General features: G+C 72.0%; 20 protein-coding genes and 3 pseudogenes. 16 read left to right on the top strand and 7 right to left on the bottom strand.

Annotated features, from left to right (window positions below; all coding sequences use genetic code 11):
- Window positions 1–410: 410 nt before the first annotated feature.
- A complete protein-coding gene (locus tag V5O46_RS27090) occupies window positions 411–1,502 on the bottom strand; it encodes an amidohydrolase family protein (RefSeq protein WP_332887333.1) in 1,092 nt (363 codons plus the stop codon).
- A gap of 664 nt (window positions 1,503–2,166) precedes the next feature.
- Here V5O46_RS27090 and ectA point away from each other — a divergent pair.
- From ectA to thpD, 4 genes are all read left to right on the top strand, one after another.
- Window positions 2,167–2,679 (top strand): diaminobutyrate acetyltransferase, encoded by a 513-nt coding sequence (gene ectA, locus V5O46_RS27085; protein WP_332887332.1) that lies wholly within the window; start codon window positions 2,167–2,169, stop codon window positions 2,677–2,679.
- A 73-nt stretch (window positions 2,680–2,752) separates the two neighbouring features.
- Complete coding sequence (gene ectB, locus V5O46_RS27080) at window positions 2,753–4,024, top strand: diaminobutyrate--2-oxoglutarate transaminase (protein ID WP_332887331.1); 1,272 nt, start codon at window positions 2,753–2,755, stop codon at window positions 4,022–4,024.
- Between the two features lie 64 nt (window positions 4,025–4,088).
- On the top strand, window positions 4,089–4,487 hold the full coding sequence (locus tag V5O46_RS27075) for an ectoine synthase (RefSeq protein WP_332887330.1): 399 nt from the start codon (window positions 4,089–4,091) through the stop codon (window positions 4,485–4,487).
- A gap of 6 nt (window positions 4,488–4,493) precedes the next feature.
- Complete coding sequence (gene thpD / locus V5O46_RS27070) at window positions 4,494–5,384, top strand: ectoine hydroxylase (RefSeq protein ID WP_332887329.1); 891 nt, start codon at window positions 4,494–4,496, stop codon at window positions 5,382–5,384.
- 106 nt (window positions 5,385–5,490) lie between these two features.
- On the opposite strand, the gene V5O46_RS27065 is transcribed toward thpD, so the two are convergent.
- Window positions 5,491–6,540 carry an aminotransferase class V-fold PLP-dependent enzyme gene (locus tag V5O46_RS27065; RefSeq protein WP_332887328.1) on the bottom strand — a complete coding sequence of 350 codons (1,050 nt, stop codon included), beginning with the start codon at window positions 6,538–6,540 and terminating at the stop codon, window positions 5,491–5,493.
- 245 nt (window positions 6,541–6,785) lie between these two features.
- Window positions 6,786–8,315 carry an aldehyde dehydrogenase (NADP(+)) gene (locus tag V5O46_RS27060; RefSeq protein ID WP_332887327.1) on the bottom strand — a complete coding sequence of 510 codons (1,530 nt, stop codon included), beginning with the start codon at window positions 8,313–8,315 and terminating at the stop codon, window positions 6,786–6,788.
- 122 nt (window positions 8,316–8,437) lie between these two features.
- Between V5O46_RS27060 and V5O46_RS27055 the strand changes: the two genes are divergently transcribed.
- From V5O46_RS27055 to V5O46_RS27040, 4 genes and pseudogenes are all read left to right on the top strand, one after another.
- Entirely contained in the window at window positions 8,438–9,211 is a 774-nt protein-coding gene (locus V5O46_RS27055; RefSeq protein ID WP_332887326.1) for an IclR family transcriptional regulator, read from the top strand.
- A 6-nt stretch (window positions 9,212–9,217) separates the two neighbouring features.
- Window positions 9,218–9,328: pseudogene (locus tag V5O46_RS27050) on the top strand (histidine kinase dimerization/phosphoacceptor domain-containing protein); the annotation flags it as partial.
- A 1-nt stretch (window position 9,329) separates the two neighbouring features.
- Window positions 9,330–9,479, top strand: a pseudogene (locus V5O46_RS27045) (DNA-binding response regulator); the annotation flags it as partial.
- Window positions 9,480–9,543: 64 nt separating this feature from the next.
- On the top strand, window positions 9,544–11,001 hold the full coding sequence (locus V5O46_RS27040; protein WP_332887325.1) for a peptidoglycan D,D-transpeptidase FtsI family protein: 1,458 nt from the start codon (window positions 9,544–9,546) through the stop codon (window positions 10,999–11,001).
- Between the two features lie 12 nt (window positions 11,002–11,013).
- On the opposite strand, the gene V5O46_RS27035 is transcribed toward V5O46_RS27040, so the two are convergent.
- Window positions 11,014–11,619: a TIGR03086 family metal-binding protein gene (locus tag V5O46_RS27035; protein WP_332887324.1), complete on the bottom strand. Its 606-nt coding sequence runs from the start codon at window positions 11,617–11,619 to the stop codon at window positions 11,014–11,016.
- 222 nt (window positions 11,620–11,841) lie between these two features.
- Here V5O46_RS27035 and V5O46_RS27030 point away from each other — a divergent pair.
- The 8 genes and pseudogenes from V5O46_RS27030 (at window position 11,842) to V5O46_RS26995 (ending at window position 20,470) form a co-directional block, all read left to right on the top strand.
- Window positions 11,842–13,053 (top strand): annotated as a pseudogene (locus V5O46_RS27030) (MFS transporter).
- Between the two features lie 13 nt (window positions 13,054–13,066).
- A complete protein-coding gene (locus tag V5O46_RS27025) occupies window positions 13,067–13,864 on the top strand; it encodes an NAD-dependent epimerase/dehydratase family protein (protein ID WP_408649067.1) in 798 nt (265 codons plus the stop codon).
- 259 nt (window positions 13,865–14,123) lie between these two features.
- Window positions 14,124–14,894, top strand: coding sequence for a DeoR/GlpR family DNA-binding transcription regulator (locus V5O46_RS27020; protein WP_332887322.1), 771 nt, complete (start codon window positions 14,124–14,126; stop codon window positions 14,892–14,894).
- Between the two features lie 127 nt (window positions 14,895–15,021).
- Window positions 15,022–16,383 carry an ABC transporter substrate-binding protein gene (locus V5O46_RS27015; RefSeq protein ID WP_332887321.1) on the top strand — a complete coding sequence of 454 codons (1,362 nt, stop codon included), beginning with the start codon at window positions 15,022–15,024 and terminating at the stop codon, window positions 16,381–16,383.
- A 2-nt stretch (window positions 16,384–16,385) separates the two neighbouring features.
- Window positions 16,386–17,330, top strand: a complete 945-nt coding sequence (locus tag V5O46_RS27010; protein ID WP_332887320.1) for a carbohydrate ABC transporter permease — start codon at window positions 16,386–16,388, stop codon at window positions 17,328–17,330.
- On the top strand, window positions 17,330–18,199 hold the full coding sequence (locus tag V5O46_RS27005) for a carbohydrate ABC transporter permease (RefSeq protein WP_332887319.1): 870 nt from the start codon (window positions 17,330–17,332) through the stop codon (window positions 18,197–18,199). The genes V5O46_RS27010 and V5O46_RS27005 overlap by 1 nt, the downstream gene beginning before the upstream one ends.
- Window positions 18,196–19,188: a zinc-dependent alcohol dehydrogenase family protein gene (locus V5O46_RS27000; RefSeq protein WP_332887318.1), complete on the top strand. Its 993-nt coding sequence runs from the start codon at window positions 18,196–18,198 to the stop codon at window positions 19,186–19,188. Before V5O46_RS27005 ends, V5O46_RS27000 begins: the two co-directional genes overlap by 4 nt.
- A gap of 70 nt (window positions 19,189–19,258) precedes the next feature.
- Window positions 19,259–20,470, top strand: a complete 1,212-nt coding sequence (locus V5O46_RS26995) for a TerD family protein (protein WP_332887353.1) — start codon at window positions 19,259–19,261, stop codon at window positions 20,468–20,470.
- A gap of 49 nt (window positions 20,471–20,519) precedes the next feature.
- Here V5O46_RS26995 and V5O46_RS26990 read toward each other — a convergent pair whose 3' ends face one another.
- The 3 genes from V5O46_RS26990 to V5O46_RS26980 form a co-directional block, all read right to left on the bottom strand.
- A complete protein-coding gene (locus tag V5O46_RS26990) occupies window positions 20,520–22,103 on the bottom strand; it encodes a TROVE domain-containing protein (protein ID WP_332887317.1) in 1,584 nt (527 codons plus the stop codon).
- 364 nt (window positions 22,104–22,467) lie between these two features.
- On the bottom strand, window positions 22,468–23,922 hold the full coding sequence (locus V5O46_RS26985; protein WP_332887316.1) for an alkaline phosphatase PhoX: 1,455 nt from the start codon (window positions 23,920–23,922) through the stop codon (window positions 22,468–22,470).
- Between the two features lie 150 nt (window positions 23,923–24,072).
- Window positions 24,073–25,506: a hypothetical protein gene (locus tag V5O46_RS26980; protein WP_332887315.1), complete on the bottom strand. Its 1,434-nt coding sequence runs from the start codon at window positions 25,504–25,506 to the stop codon at window positions 24,073–24,075.
- Between the last annotated feature and the right edge of the window lie 270 nt (window positions 25,507–25,776).

Here is a 25,776-nt window from a genome sequence, read left to right as displayed (position 1 = left end):
CGGCGCAAGACCTCAACGGCGCACTCCGGGCGGGCAGCCTGCCCTGAAGCAGGAACCCCTACGGCGCGAGCCGTAGGACTCCCCCTCCTCAGGAGGGGGAGGAAGCCGACCGGATCGACGGCCGTCTGTTCGGTCTGTCGTGGTCGGACATCGGCCGTACGACGCTGGACGGGGTCGGCCTGGTGCCGGTGGTCGGCGAGGCCGCGGACCTGGCCGACTGCGGCTGGTACGCGGCCGAGGGCAACTACCTGGACGCGGGTCTGTCGTGTGCGTCGGCGATCACGTTCGCGGGGTACGGGGCGACGGCGGCGAAGGCCGTGAAGTACGGCGACGACGTCCCGGCCGCGATCAGGGCTTCGCCTTCCCCCCGCCCGCGGCCCGGCTGCGCTGGGCCGCCGACCCGGCAGCGCTCAGCCCACGACCCGGCCGTTCAGCACCACCCGGCGTGGATCCGCCATCACCCGGACGTCCTCGCGCGGGTCCGCGTCGTAGACCACGAGGTCGGCGGGGGCGCCCTCCTCCAGGCCGGGGCGGCCGAGCCAGGAGCGGGCCGCCCAGGTCGTCGCCGCGATCGCCCGGACCGGCGGGATGCCCGCCTTCACCAGCTCCGCGACCTCCGCCGCCGCCAGGCCGTGGGCGAGGGAGCCGCCCGCGTCCGTGCCGACGTAGACCGGGATGCCGGCGTCGTAGGCGTTGCGGACGGTGTCGTAGCGGCGGGCGTGCAGCCGGCGCATATGGGCCGACCAGCGGGGGAACCGGGATTCGCCGCCGTCGGCCAGCCCGGGGAAGGTGGCGATGTTGACCAGGGTCGGGACGATCGCCACGCCGCGCTCCACGAACGGCGGGATCAGATCGTCCGTGAGGCCCGTCGCATGCTCGATGCAGTCGATGCCCGACTCCACCAGGTCCCGCAGCGAGTCCTCCGCGAAGCAGTGCGCCGTCACCCGCGCACCCAGGCGGTGCGCCTCGGCGATCGCCGCCGCCACCGCCTCCCGCGGCCAGCACGCCGTCAGATCGCCCACCTCGCGGTCGATCCAGTCGCCGACCAGCTTCACCCAGCCGTCGCCGCGCCGGGCCTCCCGGGCGACATGGGCGACCAGGTCCTCGGGCTCGACCTCCCAGGCGTAGTTGCGGATGTAGCGGCGGGTGCGGGCAATGTGCCGGCCGGCCCGGATGATCTCCGGGAGGTCCTCGCGGTCGTCGATCCAGCGGGTGTCGGAGGGCGAGCCGGCGTCGCGGATCAGCAGCGTGCCGGCGTCCCGGTCGGTGAGCGCCTGTTTCTCGGCGACGTCCTCGGGAACCGCGCCGTGCCGGTCGAGGCCCACATGGCAGTGCGCGTCGACCAGGCCGGGCAGCGCCCAGCCCGCGACGGTCCGGACGTCCGCGGCCCCGGCGGGGCGGTCGTAGGAGATCCGGCCGCCGACGACCCACACCTCGTCCCGGACCTCCTCCGGCCCGACGAGCACCCGCCCCTTGACGTGCAGCACCGCGTGATCGCTCATGTTCCGCACCTTAGACGGTGGTCCCCGGGGTGCTCGAGGGCCCGTGGCGCCGGTCTGTCGGTCCCCGGGCGGCGCTGCCGGGGCGGGAGCCGGCGGGGCGGGAGCCGGCGGGGCGGGAGCCGGCGGAAGCCGTGGTTCCGGCCGTGAGGGTGTGGCAACGGAAGCCGTCCGGGCGGAGTGGTGGAGCCGGCGACGGTTACTCTCGAGATGATCCGGGTCAATCACTACGGGCCGGCCGCGAGCCGTGGGGCGGTGCTCGGCGCACTGGCGGCGCTCGGCGCGGCGCTGACGGAGAGCCCGGCGCAGCACGGGCGGCCGACGTTTCGGAAGTCTGAATTCACGGTAATTGGCGCGGCATCGTCAAACACAATTTCAGATATTCACTCGAGAGCAGCTTCCCGTATTCTTCTGCCCGCTTTCCCCGAGGCTAAACACAAAGATTTGGATAACGCGAAGGGGTCATTTCGGGCGGACTTCGCGTGGGTTACGCGATTGTGACCCGATCCACATCGTGCCCGATTCACCCCTTAAATCCGGGGCAAATAGGGCGATACTGGCGAGTAACATCAACCGCCCTCGCGCCCGCGTGATAGCACAGAATCTGCTCACGCGTAACCCCGTCCGGCGATGCAATTTCATTTTTCCCTCGGTAAGTTCAATTTGCATGACTGCCGCACAAGCAGACCTACAAATCGATCGTCCGGGAGTGGCGGACGGCGCCGCGCTGTGGCGGATAGCAAGGGATTCGAAGACCCTCGACCTCAACTCGTCGTACAGCTACCTGCTGTGGTGCCGCGACTTCGCCGCCACGTCGGCCGTCGCCCGCGACGAGCGCGGGGAGCCGGTCGGCTTCATCACCGGCTACGTCCGGCAGGAACGGCCGGACACCCTGCTCGTGTGGCAGGTGGCGGTGGACGAGGCGTACCGTGGGCGTGGGCTCGCCGCCTCCCTGCTCGACCAGTTGGTCGCCCGCGTCGCCGCGGAACGCGGGCTGAGCACCCTGGAGACCACCATCTCCCCCGGCAACACCGCGTCCGAGCGGCTGTTCACCGCGTTCGCCGAGCGCCATGGCGCCCCGCTGGAGCGCGAGGTCCTGTTCGACACCGGCGTGTTCCCCGACGGACCGCACGACCCCGAGGTGCTGTACCGCATCGGACCGCTGTCCGACGTCGGCTGACACCGCACCGGTCCCCCGACTTCCGACCGACCTCCCCACTCACCGAACCTCACGCATCGAGGAGCGATTCGTCGTGACCATCACCCAGCCCGACCTGAGCGTCTTCGAGACCCTGGAGTCCGAGGTACGCAGCTACTGCCGTGGCTGGCCCACAGTCTTCGACCGTGCGCACGGCAGCCGCATGTACGACGAGGACGGCCACGAGTACCTCGACTTCTTCGCCGGAGCGGGGTCGCTCAACTACGGCCACAACAACCCCGTGCTGAAACGCGCGCTGATCGACTACCTGGAGCGGGACGGCGTCACGCACGGTCTCGACATGTCGACCACGGCCAAGCGCCGCTTCCTGGAGACCTTCCAGAACCTGGTCCTGCGCCCGCGTGACCTGCCCTACAAGGTCATGTTCCCGGGCCCGACCGGCACCAACGCCGTGGAGTCCGCCCTGAAGCTGGCACGGAAGGTCAAGGGCCGCGAGGCCATCGTGTCCTTCACCAACGCCTTCCACGGCATGTCGCTGGGCTCGCTCGCGGTGACCGGCAACGCCTTCAAGCGGGCCGGCGCCGGCATCCCGCTGGTGCACGGCACGCCGATGCCGTTCGACAACTACTTCGACGGCACCGTCGAGGACTTCCTGTGGTTCGAGCGGCTGCTGGAGGACCAGGGCTCCGGCCTGAACAAGCCGGCCGCCGTGATCGTCGAGACCGTGCAGGGCGAGGGCGGCATCAACGTGGCCCGGCCCGAGTGGCTGCGTGCCCTGGCCGACCTGTGCGAGCGCCAGGACATGCTGCTGATCGTCGACGACATCCAGATGGGCTGCGGCCGTACCGGCGCGTTCTTCTCCTTCGAGGAGGCGGGCATCACGCCGGACATCGTCACCGTCTCCAAGTCGATCAGCGGCTACGGCCTGCCGATGGCGCTGACCCTGTTCAAGCCCGAGCTGGACGTCTGGGAGCCGGGCGAGCACAACGGCACCTTCCGCGGCAACAACCCGGCCTTCGTCACCGCCACCGCCACGCTGGAGGCCTACTGGGCCGACGGGTCGGCGATGGAGAAGCAGACCCGCGCCCGCGGTGAGCAGGTCGAGCAGCACATGATCTCCATCACCGAGGAGAACCTCGCCGACGTGAAGGAGTACCGGGGCCGCGGCCTGGTGTGGGGCATGGAGTTCCACGACAAGGAGCGGGCCGGAAAGATCGCCAAGCGCGCCTTCGAGCTCGGGCTGCTGGTGGAGACCTCCGGCCCGGAGAGCGAGGTCGTCAAGCTGCTCCCCGCCCTTACCATCACCCCCGACGAGCTGGAGGAGGGCCTGAAGACCCTCGCCCGCGCCGTCCGCGAGACCGCCTGACCCGTCCGGCGGGCTCCCGCCCGCCGGACTCACGCAACACTCACCGAGGAGGCATCGCAACACCGTGATCGTCCGTTCTTTCCAGGACATCGAAGGCACCGACCGGCACGTGAAATCAGCGTCCGGGACGTGGGAGAGCAAGCGGATCGTCCTCGCCAAGGAGAAGGTCGGCTTCTCCCTCCACGAGACGGTCCTGTACGCGGGTACGGAGACGTCGATGTGGTACGCCAACCACATCGAGGCCGTCGTCTGTGTCGAGGGCGAGGCCGAGCTGACCGACCGCGAGACCGGGCAGACGTACACCATCACGCCCGGAACCATGTACCTCCTGGACGGGCACGAGAGGCACACGCTGCGCGTGAAGGAGGACTTCCGCTGCATCTGTGTCTTCAACCCGCCCGTCACCGGACGGGAGGACCACGACGAGAACGGCGTCTACCCGCTGCTCACCGAGGAGGTGTGAGTCCCCGTGACCGCGACCGTCACCGATCTCTACCCCAGCCGAGGCACCACCGAGGTGTCCACCCCCCGGCAGGACCCGGTCGTCTGGGGCGCGCCTGACGCGCCCGGGCCGATCGTGCCCGGCGACCTGCAGTCCTTCGAACGCGACGGCTTCCTCGCCATCGACCAGCTGATCACCGAGGACGAGGTCGCCGTCTACCGTGACGAGCTCAACCGGCTGGTCACCGACCCCCGGATCCGCGACGACGAGCGCTCGATCGTCGAGCCGCAGTCGAAGGAGATCCGCTCCGTCTTCGAGGTGCACCGGATCAGCGAGCTGTTCGCGAATCTGGTGCGCGACGAGCGGGTCGTCGGCCGCGCCCGGCAGATCCTCGGCTCGGACGTCTACGTCCACCAGTCGCGGATCAACGTCAAGCCGGGGTTCGGTGCCAGTGGCTTCTACTGGCACTCGGACTTCGAGACCTGGCACGCCGAGGACGGGCTGCCCCGGATGCGCACGGTGTCCGTCTCGATCGCGCTGACCGAGAACTACGACACCAACGGCGGCCTCATGATCATGCCGGGGTCGCACCGGACGTTCCTCGGGTGCGCGGGAGCCACGCCCAAGGACAACTACAAGAAGTCGCTGCAGATGCAGGACGCGGGCACGCCCTCCGACGAGGCGCTGACCGAGATGGCCTCCGAGTACGGCATCAAGCTGTTCACGGGCAAGGCCGGTTCGGCGACCTGGTTCGACTGCAACTGCATGCACGGCTCGGGCGACAACATCACGCCGTTCCCGCGCAGCAACGTCTTCATCGTGTTCAACAGCGTGGAGAACACGGCCGTGGAGCCGTTCGCGGCGCCGATCCGCCGGCCGGACTTCATCGGTGCGCGGGACTTCACCCCGGTGAAGTGACCGTCTGACGCCGCTCCGCCCTGCGGGACCGCCGGGCCGGTGCCTCTTCGTGTGGGACGAGAGGGACCGGCCCGGCTGCGTCTCCCGGCGGCCGGGCGGGCGGCGGTCAGCCGGAGAGCACGTCCAGCAGCCGGTCCACGTCGGCGGCGGTGTTGTACAGGTGGAACGCCGCACGCAGGTTGCCCGCCCGGTCGGAGACCTCCACACCGGCGCGGCTCACCTCGCCCTGCCGGTGGCCCAGCCCGGGAACGGACACGATCGCGGAGCCCGGCGCGGGCACCGGCTCGTGCCCCAGGGACCGCAGCCCCTCCCGGAACCGGTCGGCGAGGGCGAGGTCGTGGGCGCGCACGGCGTCCGTCCCGAGCTCCTCGATGAGCGCCAGCGAGTGCCGGGCACCGGTGTAGGACAGCAGCGCGGGACTCTCGTCGAACCGGCGGGCGGAGCGGGCGAGTTCCTCGACCGGGCCGTAGGTGCTCCGCCAGGGGTGCTCCCCCGCCGCCCAGCCGGCGAACAGCGGTGTCAGCCCGCCGAAGTCCGCCGGTGCGATCAGGAAGGCGACGCCGCGCGGGCAGAGCACCCACTTGTAGGCGACCGCCACCACATAGTCGGCGTCGTCGGCCGGCACCGGCAGCCACCCGGCCGACTGGGAGGCGTCGATCAGCAGCCGCGCCCCGTGCGCCCGGGTGGCGTCGCGCAGCGCGGCCAGATCGGCGAGCCGTCCGTCGACAGACTGGACGGAGCTGACCGCGACGAGCGCGGTGTCCGAGCCGACCGACTCGGCGAGCCGCTCCAGCGGCACGCTGCGCACCTTGAGGTCGCCGCGCACATGGAAGGGGTTGACCAGGGAGCTGAAGTCCCCTTCCGCGGTCAGGACTTCGGCCCCCTGCGGCAGCGAGGCCGCGACCAGCCCGCTGTAGACGGCGACGGAGGCCCCTGCCGCGACCCGGGTGACCGGCACCCCGGCGATCCGGGCGAAGGACGCCCGGCTCGCCTGGACATCGGCGAACATGTCCAGCGGCCGGCCGGTCGCGGCGGACGCCACGGCGTCCCGTACGGCGGCGACGGTGCGGGCGGGCAGCAGCCCGGTCCCGGCGGTGTTCAGATAGGTGTTCTCCGGGGCGAACTCGGCACGGACGAGATTCTCGAAGGTCTCCATGGCACCACTCTGGGGCCGAACCGAACCCCCCGTCCATTGCGTATTTCTACGCGCTTCCCCTAAGCAATCCTTATATAACCCCGCCCACCTGCGGCGACGCGCTCAGGACCACTGCCCGGCTGCGGTTCGGTGGCTCCGCGAAGGGGCGCGGGGAACTGCGCACCGGGCCACGACGGCGCCGCAGCGGGCCGGTCACGCATCGCGGCACGGACCGACCGCATGTCGCGGCACCCCCGGCGGAGCGCTCAGCGCTCCAGCCGCCCGTCGTACCGCCGCGGCAGTCCCAGCGGGTTGGCGTCGTGCAGCTCCGGCGGGAGCAGGGCCTCGGGCGCCCCCTGGTACACCACCGGGCGCAGCCAGCGCTCGATCGCCGTGCCGCCCACCGAGGTGGAGGTGGAGGTGGTCGCCGGGTAGGGGCCGCCGTGGTGCTGGGCGGGCGCCACCGCCACGCCGGTCGGCCAGCCGTTCACCAGGACGCGCCCGGCCAGCGGCGTCAGCTCGGCGAGCAGCTCCGCACCGCGCCCGTCGCCCGCGGCCTCCTCCTCGGACAGCTGCACGGTCGCCGTCAGGTTGCCCGGCAGCCGCGCCAGCACGGCCCGCGCCTCGGCCTCGTCCGTGTAGCGGGCCACCACGGTGACCGGTCCGAAGCACTCCTCCAGCAGCAGGTCGTGCTCGCCCTCCGCGGCCAGCCGCGCCGCCGGGACGGTCAGGAACCCGGCGCCGACGGTGTGCTCGCCGCCCGCGCCCGGCGTCACCGGGGACTCCACCCCGGGCAGGGCGGCGCGCTCGGCGACCCCGGTCAGGAAGGCGTCCCGCATACGGTGGTCGAGCAGCACCCCGGCCTCGGTGTCGCTGACGGCCTCGGTGAGCGCCTTGACCAGGCCGTCACCGGCAGCCCCCGAGGGCACCAGGACCAGGCCCGGCTTGACGCAGAACTGGCCGACGCCCAGCGTCATCGAGCCGGCCAGCCCGGTGCCGACGGCCTCGGCGCGCTCGGCCGCCGCCGCCTCGGTGACCAGGACCGGGTTGAGGGAGCCCAGTTCGCCGTGGAAGGGGACGGGTACCGGGCGGGCCGCCGCCGCGTCGAACAGCGCCCGGCCGCCCCGGACGGAACCGGTGAAGCCCGCCGCCGCGACCAGCGGGTGCCGGATCAGCTCCAGGCCCGCGTCGAAGCCGTGGACCAGTCCGAGGGCGCCCTCGGGGAGGCCGTGCCGGGCGGCGGCCCGCCGCAGCACCTTGGCCACCAGTTCGGACAGCGCCGGATGGTCGGGGTGCGCCTTGACCACGACCGGGCAGCCCGCCGCGAGCGCACTGGCGGTGTCGCCGCCGGGCACGGAGAAGGCGAACGGGAAGTTGGAGGCCGCGTAGACGGCGACGACTCCGAGGGGCACCTTGTAGCGGCGCAGGTCGGGGACGGGCGGAGTGGCGGTGCCGTCGGGGTGGTCGATGACGACATCGAGGAAGGCACCCTCCTCGACGATGCCGGCGAACGACCTCAGCTGATAGCAGGTGCGGGCGAGTTCGCCGGTGAGCCGGACCGGGCCGAGCGCGGTCTCGGCGTCGGCGGCCTCGATCAGGCCGTCCCGGGCGGCCTCCAGCTCGTCGGCGGCGGTGCGCAGGAACGCGGCGCGGACGGTGCGGTCGGCGAGCGCGTCCCGCGCGGCGTGCGCGGCCCGTACGACGGCGTCCACCTCCTGGCCCGTGGCCGCCACCGCAACCTGTTCCCGCTGCTTCCCGGTCCGGGGGTCGACGCTCCAGACTGGTGCTGCTGCCACCGCGAGTCCCTCCCACCTCTGGGGGCGTTCGGTATATTGAACGCTGTCTCTGATGATGAACGCTCGGAGACTACAACTCCCACCACAACTCCAGCCACCCGTCGAAGAAGGGGTCGAGGGCGATGTCGGCAGCCGGGACAGGCGGCGGGGCCCAGGTCAAATCCGCGGTGCGGACCGTGGAACTGCTCGAGTACTTCGCCGGCCGCCCCGGCATGCACTCCCTCGCCTCGGTCCAGGAGGCCGTCGGCTATCCCAAGTCCAGCCTGTACATGCTGCTGCGCACGCTGGTCGAGCTGGGCTGGGTGGAGACCGACGCGACCGGCACCCGGTACGGCATCGGCGTACGCGCCCTGCTGGTCGGCACCTCCTACATCGACGGCGACGAGGTGGTGGCCGCGGCCCGGCCGACGCTGGACCGGCTCTCCGACGACACCGCGGAGACCATCCACCTCGCCCGCCTGGACGGCACCAGCGTCGTCTATCTCGCCACCCGTCAGTCCCAGCACCACCTCCGCCCGTTCACCCGGGTCGGCCGCCGGCTGCCCGCGCACTCCACCTCGCTGGGCAAGGCGCTGCTGAGCACCTACTCCGACGACCGGGTCCGCGAGCTCCTGCCGGAGACCCTGCCCGCTGTCACCGAACACACCATCACCGACCGGGAGCAGCTCATCGAGGAGCTGCACCAGGTCCGGGAGCAGGGCTTCGCCGTGGACCGTGAGGAGAACACGCTGGGGCTGCGCTGCTTCGGCGTCGCGATCCCCTACCGCACCCCCGCGCGGGACGCGGTCAGCTGCTCGGTGCCGGCGGCACGGCTGACGCCCGCGCACGAACAGCTGGTGAAGGACGCCCTGTTCGACGCCCGCGAGCGGCTGGGACTGGCAACCCGCAGGCTCTGACTCCGGCTCGCCGTGCGCAACCGGCTCGCACGCGAGCTGCACGGCTCCGTCGGGCACGCGCTGGGCGCGGTCACGCTGCAGGCGAGCGCGGCGCGCCGGGTGCCGGAGACCGACCCCGGAGTTCGCGCGGCGGACGGGGGTGGGTCCGGCTGCGGCGAGGACCCAGGTGGCGTCGGTGCCGGCGAAGACCGGCGCCCGGGACCGCACCCAGGCGGTCATCCTGGCCTACGAGGCCGGGTTCGCCTCCGGCTTCATGAACGGGCGATGAGAAAACCGGATGGACCCGGCCGGAAGGGAACGATTCCCTCCCTTCCGCTCGTCCCTCCAGCGGGATGAACAAGACGATCAGGCGCGCCTCGGTCTTCACGCTGCTCCTGGTGCTCGCCCTGCTGGTCAGGGCGACCTGGGTGCAGTTCTACGAGAGCCGGGCGCTCGCGGACGACACGGACAACCGGCGCAACGCGATCAGGACGTACGCGGAGCCGCTCGGGAACATCATCGTGGCCGGGGAGTCGGTCACCGGATCGGCACGGACGGAGGGGAGCGACCTCGCGTACAAGCGGACGTACGAGGACGGCGAACTGTATGCGGCGGTCACGGGGTATGCGTCGCAGGCCTACGCGCCGACGCAGCTGGAGGGCATCTACGAGGACGTCCTCAACGGCGCCGATCCGCGGCTCGGGAACGTCATGGACACGATCACGGACCGCCGGTCCGAGCCCGGCAACGTGGTCACCACCATCGATCCGGCGGTGCAGAAGGCCGGTCTGGAGGCACTCGGCGACAAGAAGGGCGCGGCCGTCGCCCTCGACCCGAAGACCGGCAGGATCCTCGGAGTGGTGTCGACGCCGTCGTACGATCCGTCGTCGCTGACCGACGCCGACACCGCCGGTGCGGCGTGGAAGGAGCTCAACGCGGACGAGGACAAGCCGCTGACCAACCGCGCGCTGCGGCAGCCGCTGCCGCCGGGCTCGACGTTCAAGCTGGTGGTGGCGGCGGCCGCACTGGAGGACGGGCTGTACGGCTCCGTGGACGAGCGCACCGACAGCCCCGATCCGTACACCCTGCCGGACACCGACCGGGTGCTGAGCAACGAGAACCCCAGCGCTCCCTGCGAGAACGCCACGATCCGCACCGCCCTGCAGTACTCCTGCAACAACGTGTTCGCCAAGATGGCCGTGGACCTGGGACAGGACAAGGTGCGGGCGATGGCGGAGAAGTTCGGCTTCAACGACACGACGCAGGACGTCCCGGTACGCGCGTACCCCAGCGTGTACCCCGAGGACATGGACCGGCCGCAGACCGCTCTGACCGGCATCGGCCAGTTCGATGTGACGGCGACGCCGCTGCAGATGGCGATGGTGTCGGCGGTCATCGCGAGCGGCGGCGAGCTGGTGTCTCCGCACATGGTGTCGCAGCTCACCGACGGCAGCGGCGACGTGCTGCAGGACTACGACGACGGTGCGCGGACCGAGCGGGTCGTCGGCTCCGACACCGCGGGGCAGTTGCAGTCGGCCATGCAGACCGTGGTGGAGGAGGGCACGGGCTCGAACGCGCGGATGTCCGGCGCGACGGTGGGCGGCAAGACGGGTACCGCCCAGCACGGCGAGAACAACAGCAAGATCCCGTACGCCTGGTTCACCTCGTACGCCAAGTCGGACACCACGGGCGAGGAGGTGGCCGTCGCGGTCATGGTCGAGCAGTCGGACGCGGCCCGCTCCGAGGTCAGCGGAAACGGCCTGGCGGCCCCGGTGGCCAAGGCGATGATGCAGGCGGCGCTCGGCAGCTGAGTCCGCCGTCCGTCACGGGGTCCAGGCCGGGTCCCGTCCGCTCAGTCCCACCGCACGGTCCAGCAGCGGTGCGCCGTCCGGGACGGAGACCACGGGACCGAACAGGCCGGGGTCGCGGTCCGGCTCCTCGGCCGCTGCACGCAGCAGGCCGTACGAGGCCTGGAGCGCGGCGGGGTCGGGCGTGTACTCCTGGCCGGTCGCGCGGGCCAGGTCCCAGCCGTGGATCACGAGTTCGTCGGCGACGACGACACCGGCGACCTCTCCGGGCAGGTCGACGCCGCCGGCCCGGGTCATGCCGGTCCACGCCGCCGGGTCGCGCCACGCCTCGGCGAGCTCGTCGAGCGCCTTGCGCAGGTCCTCGCGCCAGCCGGGGCCGATGTCGGGCAGCGCCGACCCCGGGGCGGTGTCGGTGGTGGCGCCCAGGTCCTTGCGCCCCGCGTCCCGGAAGGCGACGGACAGGCCGGTCAGATGGCCGAGCAGATGGCGCACCGCCATCTCCGGGCACGGCGTCGGGCCGGTGAGCTGCGCGTCGTCGACCCCGTCCGCGAGGCGCGCGACGGCACGGGTCTGCGGGCCGAGGTCGAGAGTGGTGTCGGTGGGCCGGTCGTGGTCGGTCATATCTGCTCCTCGCGGGACGGGCGGTCTTCACCGGTGGGTGCATCGGTCGGTACATCGGACGGTGCATCGGTCGGTACATCGGACGGTGCGTCGGACCGTGCGTCGGACGGTCTCCTGGAAGGTAGACCGGGGGCGGCCGGAGAAGTCATCGGTCGCGCCGCCGGATCCCTACGGCATCTGCCCGATCCGCGGGTACCCCTCTCAGCACCACGATGACCGGGCATGACGACGACGTGGACGGTGGTCCGCGTGCTGCGCGACCGCGGCGCGGGACGGTATCTCGCCGGGGCGGTGGTCTCCGGCTTCGGCACCTCGGCGCTGTGGCCGGCCTCCGGGATGTGGGTGAAGGACCTCACCGGCTCGGACGGGCCGGCCGCGCCGAGCATGCTCGCGCTGTGGGCGCCGGCCCCGGCCGGACCGGCGCTGGGCACGCTCGCCGACCGGGTCCGCCGCAAGCCGCTGCTGATCGCCCTGAACCTGCTCACGGCCGGACTGCTGCTTGTGCTCCTCGCCGTGGACTCCGCGGGCCGCCTGTGGCTGCTGTTCGCGGTGCTGTTCTGCCACGGCGCGCGGGCGTCGTGCAGGACGCGGCCGAGTCGGCGCTGGTCGCCACCGCCGTCGACACCCGGCTGCTCGGCGACTTCAACGGGCTGCGGATGACCGCGAACGAGGGCATGAAGCTGCTGGCGCCGCCGGCGGGAGCGGGCCCGTACGCGGCGTACGGCGGCGCGGGCGTGGCGCTGCTCGACGCCGCGACGTTCGTGCCGGCGGCGGGGGTGTACTCGGCGGTACGGGTCCGCGAGGAGCGGCCGGAGCGGCCCACCGCCGGCCGGCGGGCACGCACGGCCGAGGGCACCCGGTTCCTCTGGGCGCACCCCAGCCTGCGTCCGCTGATCCTCGCGGGCGGTCTGACGATGCTCTGCGCGGGTGCCGGCGGTGCCGCGGTCTACGCGGTGGCCGACGCCCTGGGCCGGCCTCCCTCGTACGCCGGTGTGCTGTACGCCGTCCAGGGCGCCGGGTCGGTGGCGGTCGGGCTGCTGGCCGGTCCGGGGCTGCGGCGGCTGGGCGGGCGGCGGTTCGCGGCGTGCGGGATCGTGCTGTCGGCCGTGGGGGTGGCGGTGCGTGCGGTGCCGTCGGAGGCGGTGGCGCCGGCGTGCAGCGCGGCGATCGGCGCGGGGCTGCCCGCGGTGCTGATCGCGGTGCTGACCACGGTGCAGCGCGAGACGCCGGCGCCGCTGCTGGGCCGGGTCACGGCCACCGCCAACACCCTGGTGTTCACTCCGAACGTGCTCGGACTTGCGGCCGGGGCCGGCGCTGGTGGACCCGGCCGGCCTGCGGCTGCTGCCCTGCGTCGCCGTGGCGCTGCTGGGGGCGCTGGTGCCGCTCGCACGGCGCCCGGCCGGGGTGCTTGACGCGCACCACCCGTCTTCCTAGCGTGTCCGCGTATATGACCATTCTTCTCACCGGCGCCGCGGGCGGGGTAGGCACCCTGATGCGGAACCTGCTCCCCGCATTCGGTCACGAGCTGCGCCTGTTCGACCTGCGCCCGATCCCGGGTGAGCCGGACGCGATCACCGCGGACCTCGCCGACCGGGCGGCGGTGCGCGAGGCGGTCCGCGGCACCACCGCGGTGGTGCACCTCGCGGGCATCGCCCAGGAGGCCCCGTTCGAGCAGATCCTCCGGGCGAACATCGAGGGCACGTACCGTCTCTACGAGGCAGCCCGCGAGGAGGGCGTACGGCGCATCGTCTTCGCCTCCTCCAACCACGCCGTCGGCTGTGTCCCGCGCCCGCTCGACGGCGATCCGCCGATCCCGGTCGGCACCCCGCACCGCCCGGACACCTTCTACGGCCTGTCCAAGGCCTTCGGTGAGGACCTCGCCCAGCTCTATTGGGACAAACACGGCCTGGAGACCGTCTCCGTCCGCATCGGCGCCTGCTTCCCCGCACCGACCAGCGTGCGCATGCTGTCGCTGTGGCTGAGCCCCGCCGACGGCGCCCGGCTGCTGCACGCCGCCCTGACCGCCGAGAACGTCGGCCACACCGTGGTGTACGGCTCCTCGGCCAACACCCGGCTGTGGTGGGACCTGTCCTCCGCGCGGGCGCTCGGCTACGAGCCGCAGGACGACTCCGAGGAGTACGCCGCGCGGCTCGTCGCCGAACAGGGAGAACTGGACCCGGGGAACCCGGCGCACACCAGGCTCGGCGGGCACTTCGTGACCGACCCGCCGATCCGGCCACATTGACCGGAACCCGTCGCCGACTGGCGGCGTACGGGCAGCGAACGGGCTCGCTCCCGCCCCATTCGGGCACCACAGCTGCCCGATCTCACCTCCCGCCGCACTGCGCCCCAGGTCCGAGGCGGTCAACCGTCCGTTGAAACGGGCCCAAACGGGCAGCATCGACTTGGCAACAGACCTGGTGAGCGCCGCTCCCCCGCTGTAGAACTTCCCCCATGGGCCCGACCCGGGCCCGAACGGGCAGGTACGCGGAAGGCAGAGCGGCATGGGATCGAGGGCGGCGGAAGAGCGCCAGCGGGAGATCGTCCGGGTCGCGCGCGCCACCGGCTCGGTCGATGTCACCGCGCTCGCGGCCGACCTCGGCGTCGCCAGGGAGACCGTACGGCGCGATCTGCGCGCTCTGGAGGACCACGGCCTGGTCCGCCGCACCCACGGCGGCGCCTACCCCGTGGAGAGCGCCGGGTTCGAGACGGACCTCGCCTTCCGCGCCACCAGCCATGTGCCCGAGAAGCGCCGGATCGCCGCCGCGGCGGTCGACCTGCTCGGGGACGCGGAGACGGTCTTCGTCGACGAGGGCTTCACCCCGCAGCTCATCGCCGAGGCGCTCCCCAAGGGCCGGCCGCTGACCGTGGTCACCGCCTCGCTGCCGGTCGCCGGCGCACTCGCCGGATCCGGCGACCACTCCGTGCTGCTGCTCGGCGGCCGGGTCCGCTCGGGCACGCTGGCCACCGTCGACCACTGGACGACGAAGATGCTGGCCGGATTCGTCGTCGACCTCGCCTACATCGGCGCCAACGGCATCTCCCGCGAACACGGCCTGACCACCCCCGACCCGGCGGTCAGCGAGGTCAAGACACAGGCCGTCCGGGCGGCGCGCCGCACGGTCTTCGCCGGTGTGCACACCAAGTTCGGGGCGGTCAGCTTCTGCCGGTTCGCCGAGATCGGCGCCCTGGAGGCGATCGTCACCAGTACCCAGCTACCGACCGCCGAGGCCCACCGCTACTCCCTGCTGGGTCCACAGGTCATCCGCGTCTGAGGTCCGGGCCGGCCTCATCCGCGCCCGAAGGCTCTACGGCTCGAAAGGCCGACCGACTCACCCGGCAGAGCGCCCTCTCCTCGATCGATTCATCCCACTTTGCACCCGAAATTCTCAGGAGTACCTCATGCGAACCCAGAGCCGACGAGCGTCACGCTCCCTCATGGTCGTGGCCGCCGCAGGGACGCTGATCACTCCCCTCGCCGCCTGCTCGGGGGCCGGCGGGTCCGGATCGTCCGGCGGCCCCTCCGTCAACGTCCTGATGGTGAACAACCCGCAGATGGTCGAGCTGCAGAAGCTCACCGCCGACAACTTCACCAAGGACACCGGCATCGAGGTCAACTTCACCGTCCTGCCGGAGAACGACGTCAGAGACAAGATCAGCCAGGACTTCGCCAACCAGGCCGGCCAGTACGACGTCGCCACTCTCAGCAACTACGAGATACCGATCTACGCCGGGAACGGCTGGCTGCACGATCTTGACTCGTACGTCGCCGGGGATCCCGCCTTCGATCAGGACGACGTCCTCCCCTCGATGACGCAGGCCCTGACCGGCGAGGACGGCAAGCTCTACGGCGAGCCGTTCTACGGCGAGTCCTCCTTCCTGATGTACCGCAAGGACGTCTTCGAGAACGCCGGCCTGACGATGCCCGACAAACCCACCTGGAAAGAGGTCGCCGCCCTCGCCGCCGAGGTGGACGGCGCCGAGTCCGGCATGAAGGGCATCTGCCTGCGCGGCCTGCCCGGCTGGGGCGAGGTCATGGCACCGCTGACCACCGTGGTCAACACCTTCGGCGGCACCTGGTTCGACAAGGACTGGAAGGCGCGGCTGGACTCCGAGGAGTTCAAGGAGGCCACGCAGTTCTACGTCGACCTGGTGCGCGAGCACGGCGAGGCCGGCGCCGCCCAGGCGGGCTACGCCGAGTGCCTGAACAACATGACCCAGGGCAAGACGGCCATGTGGTACGACGCCACCGCCGGAGCCGGCTCTCTGGAGGCGAGCGACTCCCCGGTCAAGGGCAAGATCGGCTACGTCCCGGCCCCGGTGGAGAAGACCGAGAACGCCGGCTGGCTCTACACCTGGGCCTGGGGCATCCAGAAGGCCTCCGAGAACGCCGAGAACGCCTGGAAGTTCATCTCGTGGGCGTCCGGCAAGGACTACGAGCGGCTCGTCGGCGAGTCGATCGGCTGGGCCAACGTGCCGGCCGGCAAGCGGGCCTCCACCTACGACATTCCGCAATACCGCGAGCAGGCCGCCGCCTTCGCGGACGTCACCCGGGACGCCATCGCCGAGGCCAGGCCGGAGGACCCGGGCGTGCAGCCCCGTCCCGCGCCCGGCATCCAGTTCGTCGGCATTCCCGAGTTCACCGATCTGGGCACCAAGGTCTCCCAGGAGATCAGCTCCGCCATCGCGGGCCGGCAGTCCGTGGACAGCGCCCTGAGCAAGGCTCAGAAGCTCGCCGAAGCCGTCGGGAAGAAGTACCAGTAGTCATGGCCACCACGACTCGTCCCACCCGGGTCGCCGCCCCCGTGCGGCCGGCGACCCGGCCGCCGAACCGCATGCGCGCGTGGGCCACCCGGGCGCCACTGCTGCCGGCGCTGATCTTCATGATCGTCGTGACGCAGCTGCCCTTCGTCGCGACCCTGGTGATCTCCTTCTTCGACTGGAACGCGCTGTACCCGGACGACCGCCACTTCACCGGCTTCGGCAACTACTCGGAGGTGCTCAGCACACCCGAGCTGCGGCGGTCGGTGTGGACGACCGTCCTGCTGACCGTCACGGTCGTGCTGGTGAGCCTGGTGCTCGGGCTGATCCTCGCGCTGCTGCTGAACCGCCGCTTCCGGGGCCGGGCCGCCGTGCGCACCATGCTCATCGCGCCCTTCCTGCTGGTTCCGATCGCCTCGGCGCTGCTGTGGAAGCATGTGCTGTTCAACCCCGAGTACGGCCTGTTCAACGGCGTCCTGCACTGGATCGGCGGGGACGGGGCGGTCCAGCCGGACTGGATCTCCGAGATGCCGCTGGTGGCGGTCGAGGCGTCGCTGATCTGGCAATGGACCCCGTTCATGACGCTGATCCTGCTCGCCGGTCTGCAGAGCCGTGACTCGGAGCTGATCGAGGCGGCCAGGATGGACGGCGCGAACGAATGGCAGGTGTTCGTCCACATCACGCTGCCCCACATGCGCCGCTACATCGAGCTCAGCGTGCTGCTCGGGGCGATCTACATCGTGCAGAACTTCGACGCGGTCTACACCATCACCTCCGGCGGCCTGGGCACGGCGAACCTGCCGTACACCATCTACCAGACCTTCTACCAGGCGCACGAGAACGGCGTCGCCTCCGCGGCCGGCGTCCTCGTGGTCATCGGCTCGCTCGTCCTCGCGACCTTCGCGCTCCGCGTGGTGTCGTCCCTGTTCCGTGCGGAGGTGTCCCGCTGATGACCGTCGCCACGACCGCCGCACGCCCCCGAAGGCTCCGCTCACGATGCCGTTTCCAGGGCACCGCCCTGGGTGTGACCGCCTGGCTGGCGGGCATCGCCTTCGTGCTGCCGATCCTCTGGATGGCTCTGACGTCCTTCCACTCCGAGGCGGACGCCGCGACCAACCCGCCCTCCCTTGCCGCCTCGCTCACCCTGGACAGCTACCGCGAGTTCTTCGGCGTGGGCGGCGGCGCCAGCCCCTGGCCCGCCCTGATCAACTCCATGACCGCCTCGGTGGCCTCCACCCTGCTGACTCTGGCCCTCGCCCTGCCGGCCGCCTATGCGCTGTCCATCCGGCCGGTGAAGAAATGGACAGACGTCCTGTTCTTCTTCCTCTCCACCAAGATGCTGCCGCTGGTGGCCGGCCTGCTGCCGATCTACCTGTTCGCCAAGAACACCGGTCTCCTGGACAACGTCTGGGCGCTGGTCGTGCTCTACACGGCGATGAACCTGCCGATCGCGGTCTGGATGATGCAGTCCTTCCTCTCCGAGGTGCCGGTCGCGATCATCGAGGCGGCGCAGATCGACGGTGCGAAGCTGCCGACGATCCTGTGGCGGGTGGTGGCGCCGATCGCCCTCCCCGGCATCGCGGCAACGGCCCTGATCTGCTTCATCTTCAGCTGGAACGAACTGCTCTTCGCCCGCGTGCTGACCGGCGTCGTCGCCGAGACCGCCCCCGTCTTCCTGACCGGCTTCATCACCAGCCAGGGCCTGTTCCTGGCCAAGGTGTGCGCCGCGTCGCTCGTCATCTCCCTGCCGGTGCTCGCCGCGGGGTTCGCCGCCCAGGACAAGCTGGTCCAGGGCCTGTCGTTGGGAGCCGTGAAATGAAGGCCGCCGTCATCGAGTCCGTGGGCCGGGCCGTCGTCACCGAGGTGCCGGACCCCACCCCCGGGCCGCGCGAGGTGGTCGTCCAGGTGGCGGCGTGCGGCCTGTGCGGCACCGACCTGCACATCCTGCAGGGCGAGTTCGCACCGAAGCTGCCCGTCGTCCCGGGCCATGAGTTCGCGGGCGAGGTGGTCGGGGTCGGCACCCAGGTCACCGAGGTGGCCCCCGGCGACCGCGTGGCCGTGGACCCGTCCCTCTACTGCTACGAGTGCCGCCACTGCCGCACCGGCCACAACAACCTCTGCGAGCGCTGGGCGGCCATCGGCGTCACCACGGCCGGCGGCGCGGCCCAGTACGCGGTGGCCCCGGTGGCGAACTGCGTCAGGCTGCCCGACCACGTCCGCACCCAGGACGCCGCCCTGATCGAACCGCTGTCCTGCGCGGTCCGCGGCTACGACGTCCTGCAGTCCCGCCTCGGCGCCCACGTACTGATCTACGGCTCCGGGACGATGGGTCTGATGATGCTGGAACTGGCCAAGCGCACCGGCGCGGCCAGCATCGACGTGGTCGACGTCAACCCGGTCCGGCTGGAGACCGCCCGCGGCCTGGGCGTCTCGGCGTCCGCCGCCAACGCCGACGAACTGGACCGCCCGCAGGGCTGGGACCTGGTGATCGACGCCACCGGCAACGCCGCGGCGATCCAGGACGGCCTGGGCCGGGTGGCCAAGGCCGGCACCTTCCTGCAGTTCGGCGTGGCCGACTACGCGACGCGGGTGACGATCGACCCGTACCGCATCTACAACCAGGAGATCACCATCACCGGCTCCATGGCGGTGCTGCACAGTTACGAACGCGCGGCGGAGCTCTTCGCGGGCGGGGTGCTGGACCCGGACGTCTTCATCAGCGACCGCGTCCCCCTGGACCGCTACCCGGAGGCCCTGGAGCAGTTCGCGGCAGGCGTGGGCCGCAAGATCGTGGTGGTGCCGGAGTGAGGCCGACCCGATTGGCCGCCGGGTAAGGGAACGGTAAAACGCCTTCGCTCGTTCACCGGGCATGACAGCTATGACCCCCGGCTCGAACATCCCCCTCTCCACCGCCCGTGTGACGGTGGACGTCGCCGCTCCGGTGCGGCTCGACGTATCGGGCCTGCTGCTCACCGCCGACGGCAAGGTGCGCTCCGACGACGACTTCATCTTCTACAACCAGCCCGCCGGCCCGGGTGTCACCTACCGCTCCGGCGGCGGTGCCGCACCCGACGCGATCACGGTCGACACCGCCGCCGTGCCGCCGGGTATCGAGAAGATCGTCGTCACCGCCAGCCCGGACGCCGCCGGCCAGACCTTCCAGGGCATCGAACCGACCGCCACCATCCGCAGCGCCGACGACAGCAGCGTGCTGGCCACTTTCACGCCCCCGCAGCTCGGCTCCGAGACGGCCCTGGTGATCGTGGAGATCTATCTGCGCAACGGCGCGTGGAAGGCCCGCGCGGTCGGCCAGGGGTACGCCAACGGCCTGGCCGGCATCGCCACGGACTTCGGCGTCTCGGTGGAGGAGCCGGCCGCCCCCGCACAGCCGGCCGCCCCGGCCCAGCCCACGGCCCCGCCGCAGCCGCCCGCCGCCCCGCCCGCCACGGCGCCCGCCTCTCCTGCCACCCCGCCTGCCGTCCCTCCGGCCCCCGCGGCCGCGCCGGGCGCCGGGAAGATCAACCTGGACAAGGGCCGGGTCAGCCTGCAGAAGAACCAGACCGTCTCCCTGGTCAAGGGCGGTCGGCCGGTGCTGTCCTCGGTGCAGATGGGCCTCGGCTGGGAGCCGGCCTTCCGCGGCAAGGACATCGACCTGGACGCCTCCGTGATCGCCTACGGTCCGCAGCGCAACCACATCGACAGCTGCTACTTCGGCAAGCTCCAGATCGTGGGCGGCGCCATCCGCCACTCCGGTGACAACCTCACCGGCGAGGGCGGTGGCGACGACGAGGTGATCACCGTCGACCTCGGCCGTCTCCCGCAGGAGGTGACCGGCCTGGTCTTCACCGTCAACTCCTTCTCCGGCCAGAAGTTCACCGAGGTCGCCAAGGCCTACTGCCGCCTCCTGGACGGCGCCACCGGCGAGGAACTGGTCCGGTTCGACCTCACCGGCGCCGAGCCGCAGACCGGCGTGCTGATGGCGAAGCTCATCCGCCAGTTCTCCGGCGAGTGGGAGATGACCGCCATGGGCAGCTTCGTCAAGTCCCGCACGGTCCGCGGGATGGTCAAGCCGGCCGCCCAGGCCCTGTGACCGCGGGGCGGCGGCCCGCACCCCGCGACGGGGGTGCGGGCCGCACCGCTCAGCCTGCCCAGGGCCAGTCCGCGTCCCGCGCCCGCTCCAGCAGCGGGACCATGCGGAAGGCGGCGTCGGAGAGACCGCCGAAGGTGTGCCGGTTCCCCGTGCCCGACACCCCGTGGCCCGCGCGGTGCCCGGCCAGGTTCCAGGTGTAGACCGGCACGTCCGCGGGGACCTGCTCGGTCGGGTCGCCGTGGCGGCTGTACGCGTACTGCTCGTCGGTGACGATCAGCACCCGGTCATGGCCCCGGTAGTGCCGCCGGACGGCCTCGGTGGTGTCGGTGCCGCCCAGGTCGCCGAAGCGTCCCAGGACCTTCAGCACCGACTCCCCGCGCCGGAACCGCACCCGGCCGCTCGACGTCCCGAACTCCACCAGATCCGCCTCGGCCGCGCGCAGCGCAAGCGCCGTACCGAAGATCGCCGCCGCGTCGGCCCGGGTGAGCTCCGAGCGGTCCGAGAGCCGCGCGTAGAACATCGAGCCCGAGCGGTCCACCAGGACCAGCGTCCGGCCGGGCAGCGCGGGCACCTGGGCCAGCGAGTGGCCGAGCGCCCGCTCCAGCGGGTACGACCAGCGCAGCGACGGCGCATGCCGGTACGCGGCGAGGTACCGGAACGGGAACTGCCGCGAGCGCGCCACCTCCGCCGGGTCACTGATCCGCGCCGCGACCTGCTCCGCCGCCTCGTCGCCGACACCGGCCTCGTCGAAATTCCGCAGATTGCGCAGGAGCGCCATCGTCCCCATGGACGGGATCACCGCCTCCCAGGCCGCCTTGTCCATCGGCCCCTGCAGCCAGCCCGCCAGCATCTCCCAGGTGATCCCGGCCGCCGCGAGCCGCTCGGCGCCGCCGGGTGCCGTGACGACCGCCCGGCGCTCCGCCACGGGCACCGCCATCAGCTCGCGGTGCGCGGTCAGGACCCGGTCGGAGGCCGGCGGCACCGCCGTCTCCGGGTGGTGCCGGCGGTCGAGGGCGTACCGGAACAGCTCGCCCTGCCAGGGCTTGTCCGGGTCCGGTGCCGCGTGCACCAGGTTGAGGATGTCGCCGAAGCGGTAGCCCTTGGAGGCGGTGTCGTACTTCAGCAGCGACCGGGCATGGTACAGGCGCCGCACGGCGTCGGCGACGCCCCGCTTGACCGGCTTGGGCACGGCGCGCCCGTAGGCCGCCGTCCAGTAGCCGAGCAGTTCGCCGGGCTCGTCGGGACGCTGCAGGACGGAGTCGACGACCTGCCGGTTGGCCGGGCCGTCGGTGGCGCCGGCGTCGAGGCGGGCCTTGACGTACTCGGCGGCGCCCACGATCGAGGCGGTGCGCAGACGGCCCGCGCCGCGCAGCCAGCCGAGCAGGCCCGCCGTCCACGCCGGGTCGCTCACCGCGAGCTCGCGGACCAGCCGGGCGAAGCGGTCGTCGCGGTCGTCACCGGACTCGTAGAAGGTCTGCTGCGTCACGAAGTCGGACACGGCGAGCAGGAAGAGCTCGGAGCGGGTGTCCCGCTCGCGGCCCCGGCCGCCCTCGTAGGTGCGCAGCACCCGGCCCGTGGACGTCACGCGCGAGGTCGGCCGGGCCTTCGCGGCCCTGGTGTTGAAACGCGCCATGGTGAATTCCCCCGAATTCTCCGGAGGGAGGCGCGGCAGCGGGAAGACGCCCGGGTCCGCGTCTGCGTACCGGACATCCACCGGGCGCTGCGCCTCCCGAGATCAAGTCGGCGGCGGCCCGGATTCTGTGAAAGAGAAGTAGCCGCTGCCTGCGCACCGGGAGGTGCACACGACGTTCACTGTCCAGAGTTCAGATCGGCGGACCGACAAGGTGCTCTGACCCCTGAGCTACACCGGCGCGTTGTGCCGGCGGCGGGACTCGAACCCGCGACCGCCCCATTATCAGTGGAAGTAGGTCCTGCCTGCGCACCTGGACGTTCATCACTGTAGGAGGGCGGCCCGGGAACGGGCGAGCGAATTACGTTCAGCGGCGCCGCTGCCGCTTCCACGGTCCGGTGATGGCGAGCATGATGCCGGGCTCCTGGATGTTGGCGTACAGGGTGCGGCCGTCGGGGGAGAAGGTGACGCCGGTGAACTCGCTGTACTCGGGCTCCTCCTCGGTGCCGAGGTTCAGCTCGTTGCGGGCGATGGGGTAGGTGCGTCCGCTGTCGGTGGCGCCGAACAGGTGTTGGACGCCCTCGCCGTCCTCGGCGATGACGAGGCCGCCGTACGGCGAGACGGTGATGTTGTCCGGGCCGTCGTAGTGCCCGTCCTTCGACGGGTCGGGGTTGACGCCGAGGAGGACCTTGAGGGTGAGGGTGCGGCGCCGGGGGTCGTAGAACCAGACCTGGCCGTCGTGCGGGCGGCCGGGGCTGTCGTCCTCGCGGGCGTAGGAGGAGACGAGGTAGGCGCCGCCGTCGCCCCACCACATGCCCTCCAGCTTGCGGGCGCGGGTGACCTCGCCGGGGCCGAACTGCTCGCGGATCGCGACGGTCCGGGCGTCCCGGTCGGGGACGTCGATCCAGTCGACGCCGTAGACGGTGCCGGTCCGGGTGGCGCGGGAGAGGTCGTCGACGTACCGGCCGCCGGAGTCGAAGCACCGGGGCGCCTGGAGGACACCGGCGTCGTCGGCGAGGCCACGGAGACTGCGGTGGCCGTACGCGAAGTGGCGGGGCGGGGTCCAGCGGTAGAACAGGCCGTTGGGTTCGTCGGCGTCCTCGGTGAGGTAGGCGTGGCCGCGCCGGGGGTCGATGACGACGGCCTCGTGCTCGAATCGGCCGAAGAACTTCAGCGGTTCGGGGTCGCGGTTGGCGCGCCGGTCGCAGGGGTCTACCTCGAAGACATAGCCGTGATCCTTGGTCATGCCGTTCTCGTCGGCCCGGTCGGCGTTCTCCTCGCAGGTCAGCCAGGTGCCCCAGGGAGTGGAGCCGCCCGCGCAGTTGTTGGCGGTGCCGGCGATGCCGACCCACTCGGCGACCCGGCCGTCGGGGCGGACCTCGACGACGGTGCAGCCGCCGGGGGCCGCGGGGTCGTAGACGAGGCCGTCGGCGAGCGGGACCGGGAACTCGGCCTCGGAACGGGGGCCGTCCATCTCGTGGTTGTTGACCAGCAGGGTGGTGCCGCGCGGGCCGTCGAAGGCGGCGGTACCGTCGTGCTCCGCGGGGGTGAACTCGCCGGACTCCAGCCGCGTCCTGCCGCAGTGGGTGAGGATGCGGTACGAGAAGCCCGCGGGCAGGGCGACGATGCCGTCCGGGTCGGGCAGGAGCGGCCCGTAGCCGATGCCGCAGCGGTCGTGGTCGCGCTCCTCCCCCACGCTCTCGGTGTCCGTGGAGGCCAGCGCGTGGGGGGCGGAGGCGAGGGCGCCGACGCTTCCCGCCAGTGCGACACCGGCGCCGGAGAGCGCGGATCGTCTGGCGAAGTCCCTGCGGGTGAGCGACATGGTGTCTCCTGTGACGGTGGGCGTGCCGTGGAGGGTGCCGGACCTCGGGTCCGCGATACCGTCCCGCCCCCCGCTGAACTCCAGTTGAACGGCGGTCGACGACGCCGGGCCCGCTTGCGTGAATCCGGCCGCCCGGCTTCCCGGCCCCGGTCACTGACTCCCGTGCTGCGAGCGCGCCTTGAACGCCGCCTTGCGGGCCTCCTTGGCAACCTTCTTGTCCGGGTGGAGCCGGCCCATCGCCTCCAGGACGTCCGCGGTGGCCGGGTGGTCGACCCGCCAGGCGGTGTCGAAGAAGCCGCTGTGCTGCTGCGCCAGGCCCTCCACCAGGGCGCGCAGCTCCTCGGAGTTGCCCTCGGCGGCGAGCTGCGCGGCGACGGTGTCGACGGTCAGCCAGAAGACCATGGCCTCCGGCGGGGCGGGGACGTCGGCGGCGCCGTGCTCGGTGAGCCAGACGCGGGCCAGTCCGCCCAGCTCGGCGTCGTCGAGGACCTCGCGCAGCGCGGGCTCGGCCTCGGCGCCGACCAGGGACAGCGCCTGCTGGCAGCGCAGCCGGCGCAGCGGTGCCCCGGCGTCGGAGCCGCGGGCCGCGGCCAGCAGGTCCCGGGCGGCGGCGAGCGGCTCGCGGCCGGCCAGCCAGTGCTCGGTCTCGGCGTGGGCCGCCGCCGACGGGAAGGCGGCGGTGCCGTCGAGCAGCGCGTCGGCGTCCTTGCCGGCCAGGTCCCCGACCGCGGGTGCGGTGAATCCGGCCTCCTGGAGCCGGGCCCGCATGCCGTAGCGGCCGAGCGGGGTGAGCCGCACCATGCCGTAGCGGGAGACGTCGGTGTCCTCGACGGTCGCCGCGGGGTCGTCGCCGGTGTCGGCGAGCAGGGCCTCGTCGACCGGCTGGTAGGCGACCAGGCCGATCGGCTCCAGCAGCCGGAACTGGTCGTCGAGCCGCACCATGGCGTCGGAGACCTGCTCCAGTACGTCGTCTGTGGGCTCGTCCATGTCGTCGGGGACGAGCACGGAGGCGGCGAGCGCGGGCAGCGGCACCGGGGTGTCGCCGGGGCCGCCCTCACCGACGGTGATCAGGTACAGGTTGCCGAGCACGCCGTCGAGGAACTCCGCCTCGGCCTCGGGGTCCCAGTCGAGGGAGGACAGGTCGAGTTCGCCGTCGGCCCCGGCCATCGCGTCGACCAGGCCGCCGAGGTCGGGGGCGCTCGCGTCGGCGAGCACCGTCTCCAGGGCGGCGAGCCACACGCCGAGCACGTCCTGCGGGGAGCCGCCGGTGAGCAGGGCGAGGTCCTCGCCCGCGGCCACGGTGCCCTGCTCCTCGTCGGTGATCTCGACGAGCCCGGCGTCCACCGCGACGCTCCAGGCCTCGCTCGCGTACGCGGTGGCGTCCTCGCCGGTGAGGCCGAGCTCCTCGGCGGCGGCCGGGAGCTGGTCGTCGACGAGCTGGCCGCCCGCGTCGACGCGGGTGTCCGGTCCGGCCCAGCGGGCGAGCCGGGCGGCGCGGGAGAGCAGCGGGGTGGACAGGGCGTCCCGGGCCAGCTCCGCTTCGGGATACAGCCGCACGGGCGGCAGGGTGGAGCTGTCTGACATCGGCTGTTTCTCCTCGTGCGTGCCTTGGCCGCCGTACGGCTCTGCGGGCACCGTACGGCTCAACCGCTCAGCCTAGACGGGTTTCCACCCATGACGTCCGGTTCATCTCCCCGTCTGCGGCCGTACATGGCCGAAACCTTGACAACTGGCGTGGCCACACAGGAGATTGACGCGCGTAGAAAGCGGGGGACAAGTGTTCACTCAGATTCCGTGGTGCACCGCGGCCCCTCGCGCCCCCAGATCCACGGGCGTGTTCCCACGTCCGCGTAC

The organism is Streptomyces poriticola, from assembly GCF_036689765.1.
Lineage (GTDB): Bacteria > Actinomycetota > Actinomycetes > Streptomycetales > Streptomycetaceae > Streptomyces > Streptomyces poriticola.
The sequence above is the reverse complement of the archived record's forward strand: the minus strand, read 5'-3'. Positions and strand labels throughout refer to the sequence as shown.

Bases quoted from the DNA above. Each gene is read 5' to 3' on its own strand.
- ectA (WP_332887332.1), top strand. From the start codon at position 2,167: ATGACTGCCGCACAAGCAGACCTACAAATCGATCGTCCGGGAGTGGCG.
- V5O46_RS27035 (WP_332887324.1), bottom strand. From the start codon at position 11,619: ATGACCGACCACGACCGGCCCACCGACACCACTCTCGACCTCGGCCCG.
- V5O46_RS27055 (WP_332887326.1), top strand. From the start codon at position 8,438: ATGTCGGCAGCCGGGACAGGCGGCGGGGCCCAGGTCAAATCCGCGGTG.
- V5O46_RS26995 (WP_332887353.1), top strand. From the start codon at position 19,259: ATGACCCCCGGCTCGAACATCCCCCTCTCCACCGCCCGTGTGACGGTG.
- V5O46_RS27015 (WP_332887321.1), top strand. From the start codon at position 15,022: ATGCGAACCCAGAGCCGACGAGCGTCACGCTCCCTCATGGTCGTGGCC.
- V5O46_RS27020 (WP_332887322.1), top strand. From the start codon at position 14,124: ATGGGATCGAGGGCGGCGGAAGAGCGCCAGCGGGAGATCGTCCGGGTC.
- V5O46_RS27065 (WP_332887328.1), bottom strand. From the start codon at position 6,540: ATGGAGACCTTCGAGAATCTCGTCCGTGCCGAGTTCGCCCCGGAGAAC.
- V5O46_RS26990 (WP_332887317.1), bottom strand. From the start codon at position 22,103: ATGGCGCGTTTCAACACCAGGGCCGCGAAGGCCCGGCCGACCTCGCGC.
- V5O46_RS27040 (WP_332887325.1), top strand. From the start codon at position 9,544: ATGAACAAGACGATCAGGCGCGCCTCGGTCTTCACGCTGCTCCTGGTG.
- V5O46_RS27000 (WP_332887318.1), top strand. From the start codon at position 18,196: ATGAAGGCCGCCGTCATCGAGTCCGTGGGCCGGGCCGTCGTCACCGAG.
- V5O46_RS27010 (WP_332887320.1), top strand. From the start codon at position 16,386: ATGGCCACCACGACTCGTCCCACCCGGGTCGCCGCCCCCGTGCGGCCG.
- V5O46_RS26980 (WP_332887315.1), bottom strand. From the start codon at position 25,506: ATGTCAGACAGCTCCACCCTGCCGCCCGTGCGGCTGTATCCCGAAGCG.
- V5O46_RS27005 (WP_332887319.1), top strand. From the start codon at position 17,330: ATGACCGTCGCCACGACCGCCGCACGCCCCCGAAGGCTCCGCTCACGA.
- V5O46_RS26985 (WP_332887316.1), bottom strand. From the start codon at position 23,922: ATGTCGCTCACCCGCAGGGACTTCGCCAGACGATCCGCGCTCTCCGGC.
- V5O46_RS27090 (WP_332887333.1), bottom strand. From the start codon at position 1,502: ATGAGCGATCACGCGGTGCTGCACGTCAAGGGGCGGGTGCTCGTCGGG.
- V5O46_RS27025 (WP_408649067.1), top strand. From the start codon at position 13,067: ATGACCATTCTTCTCACCGGCGCCGCGGGCGGGGTAGGCACCCTGATG.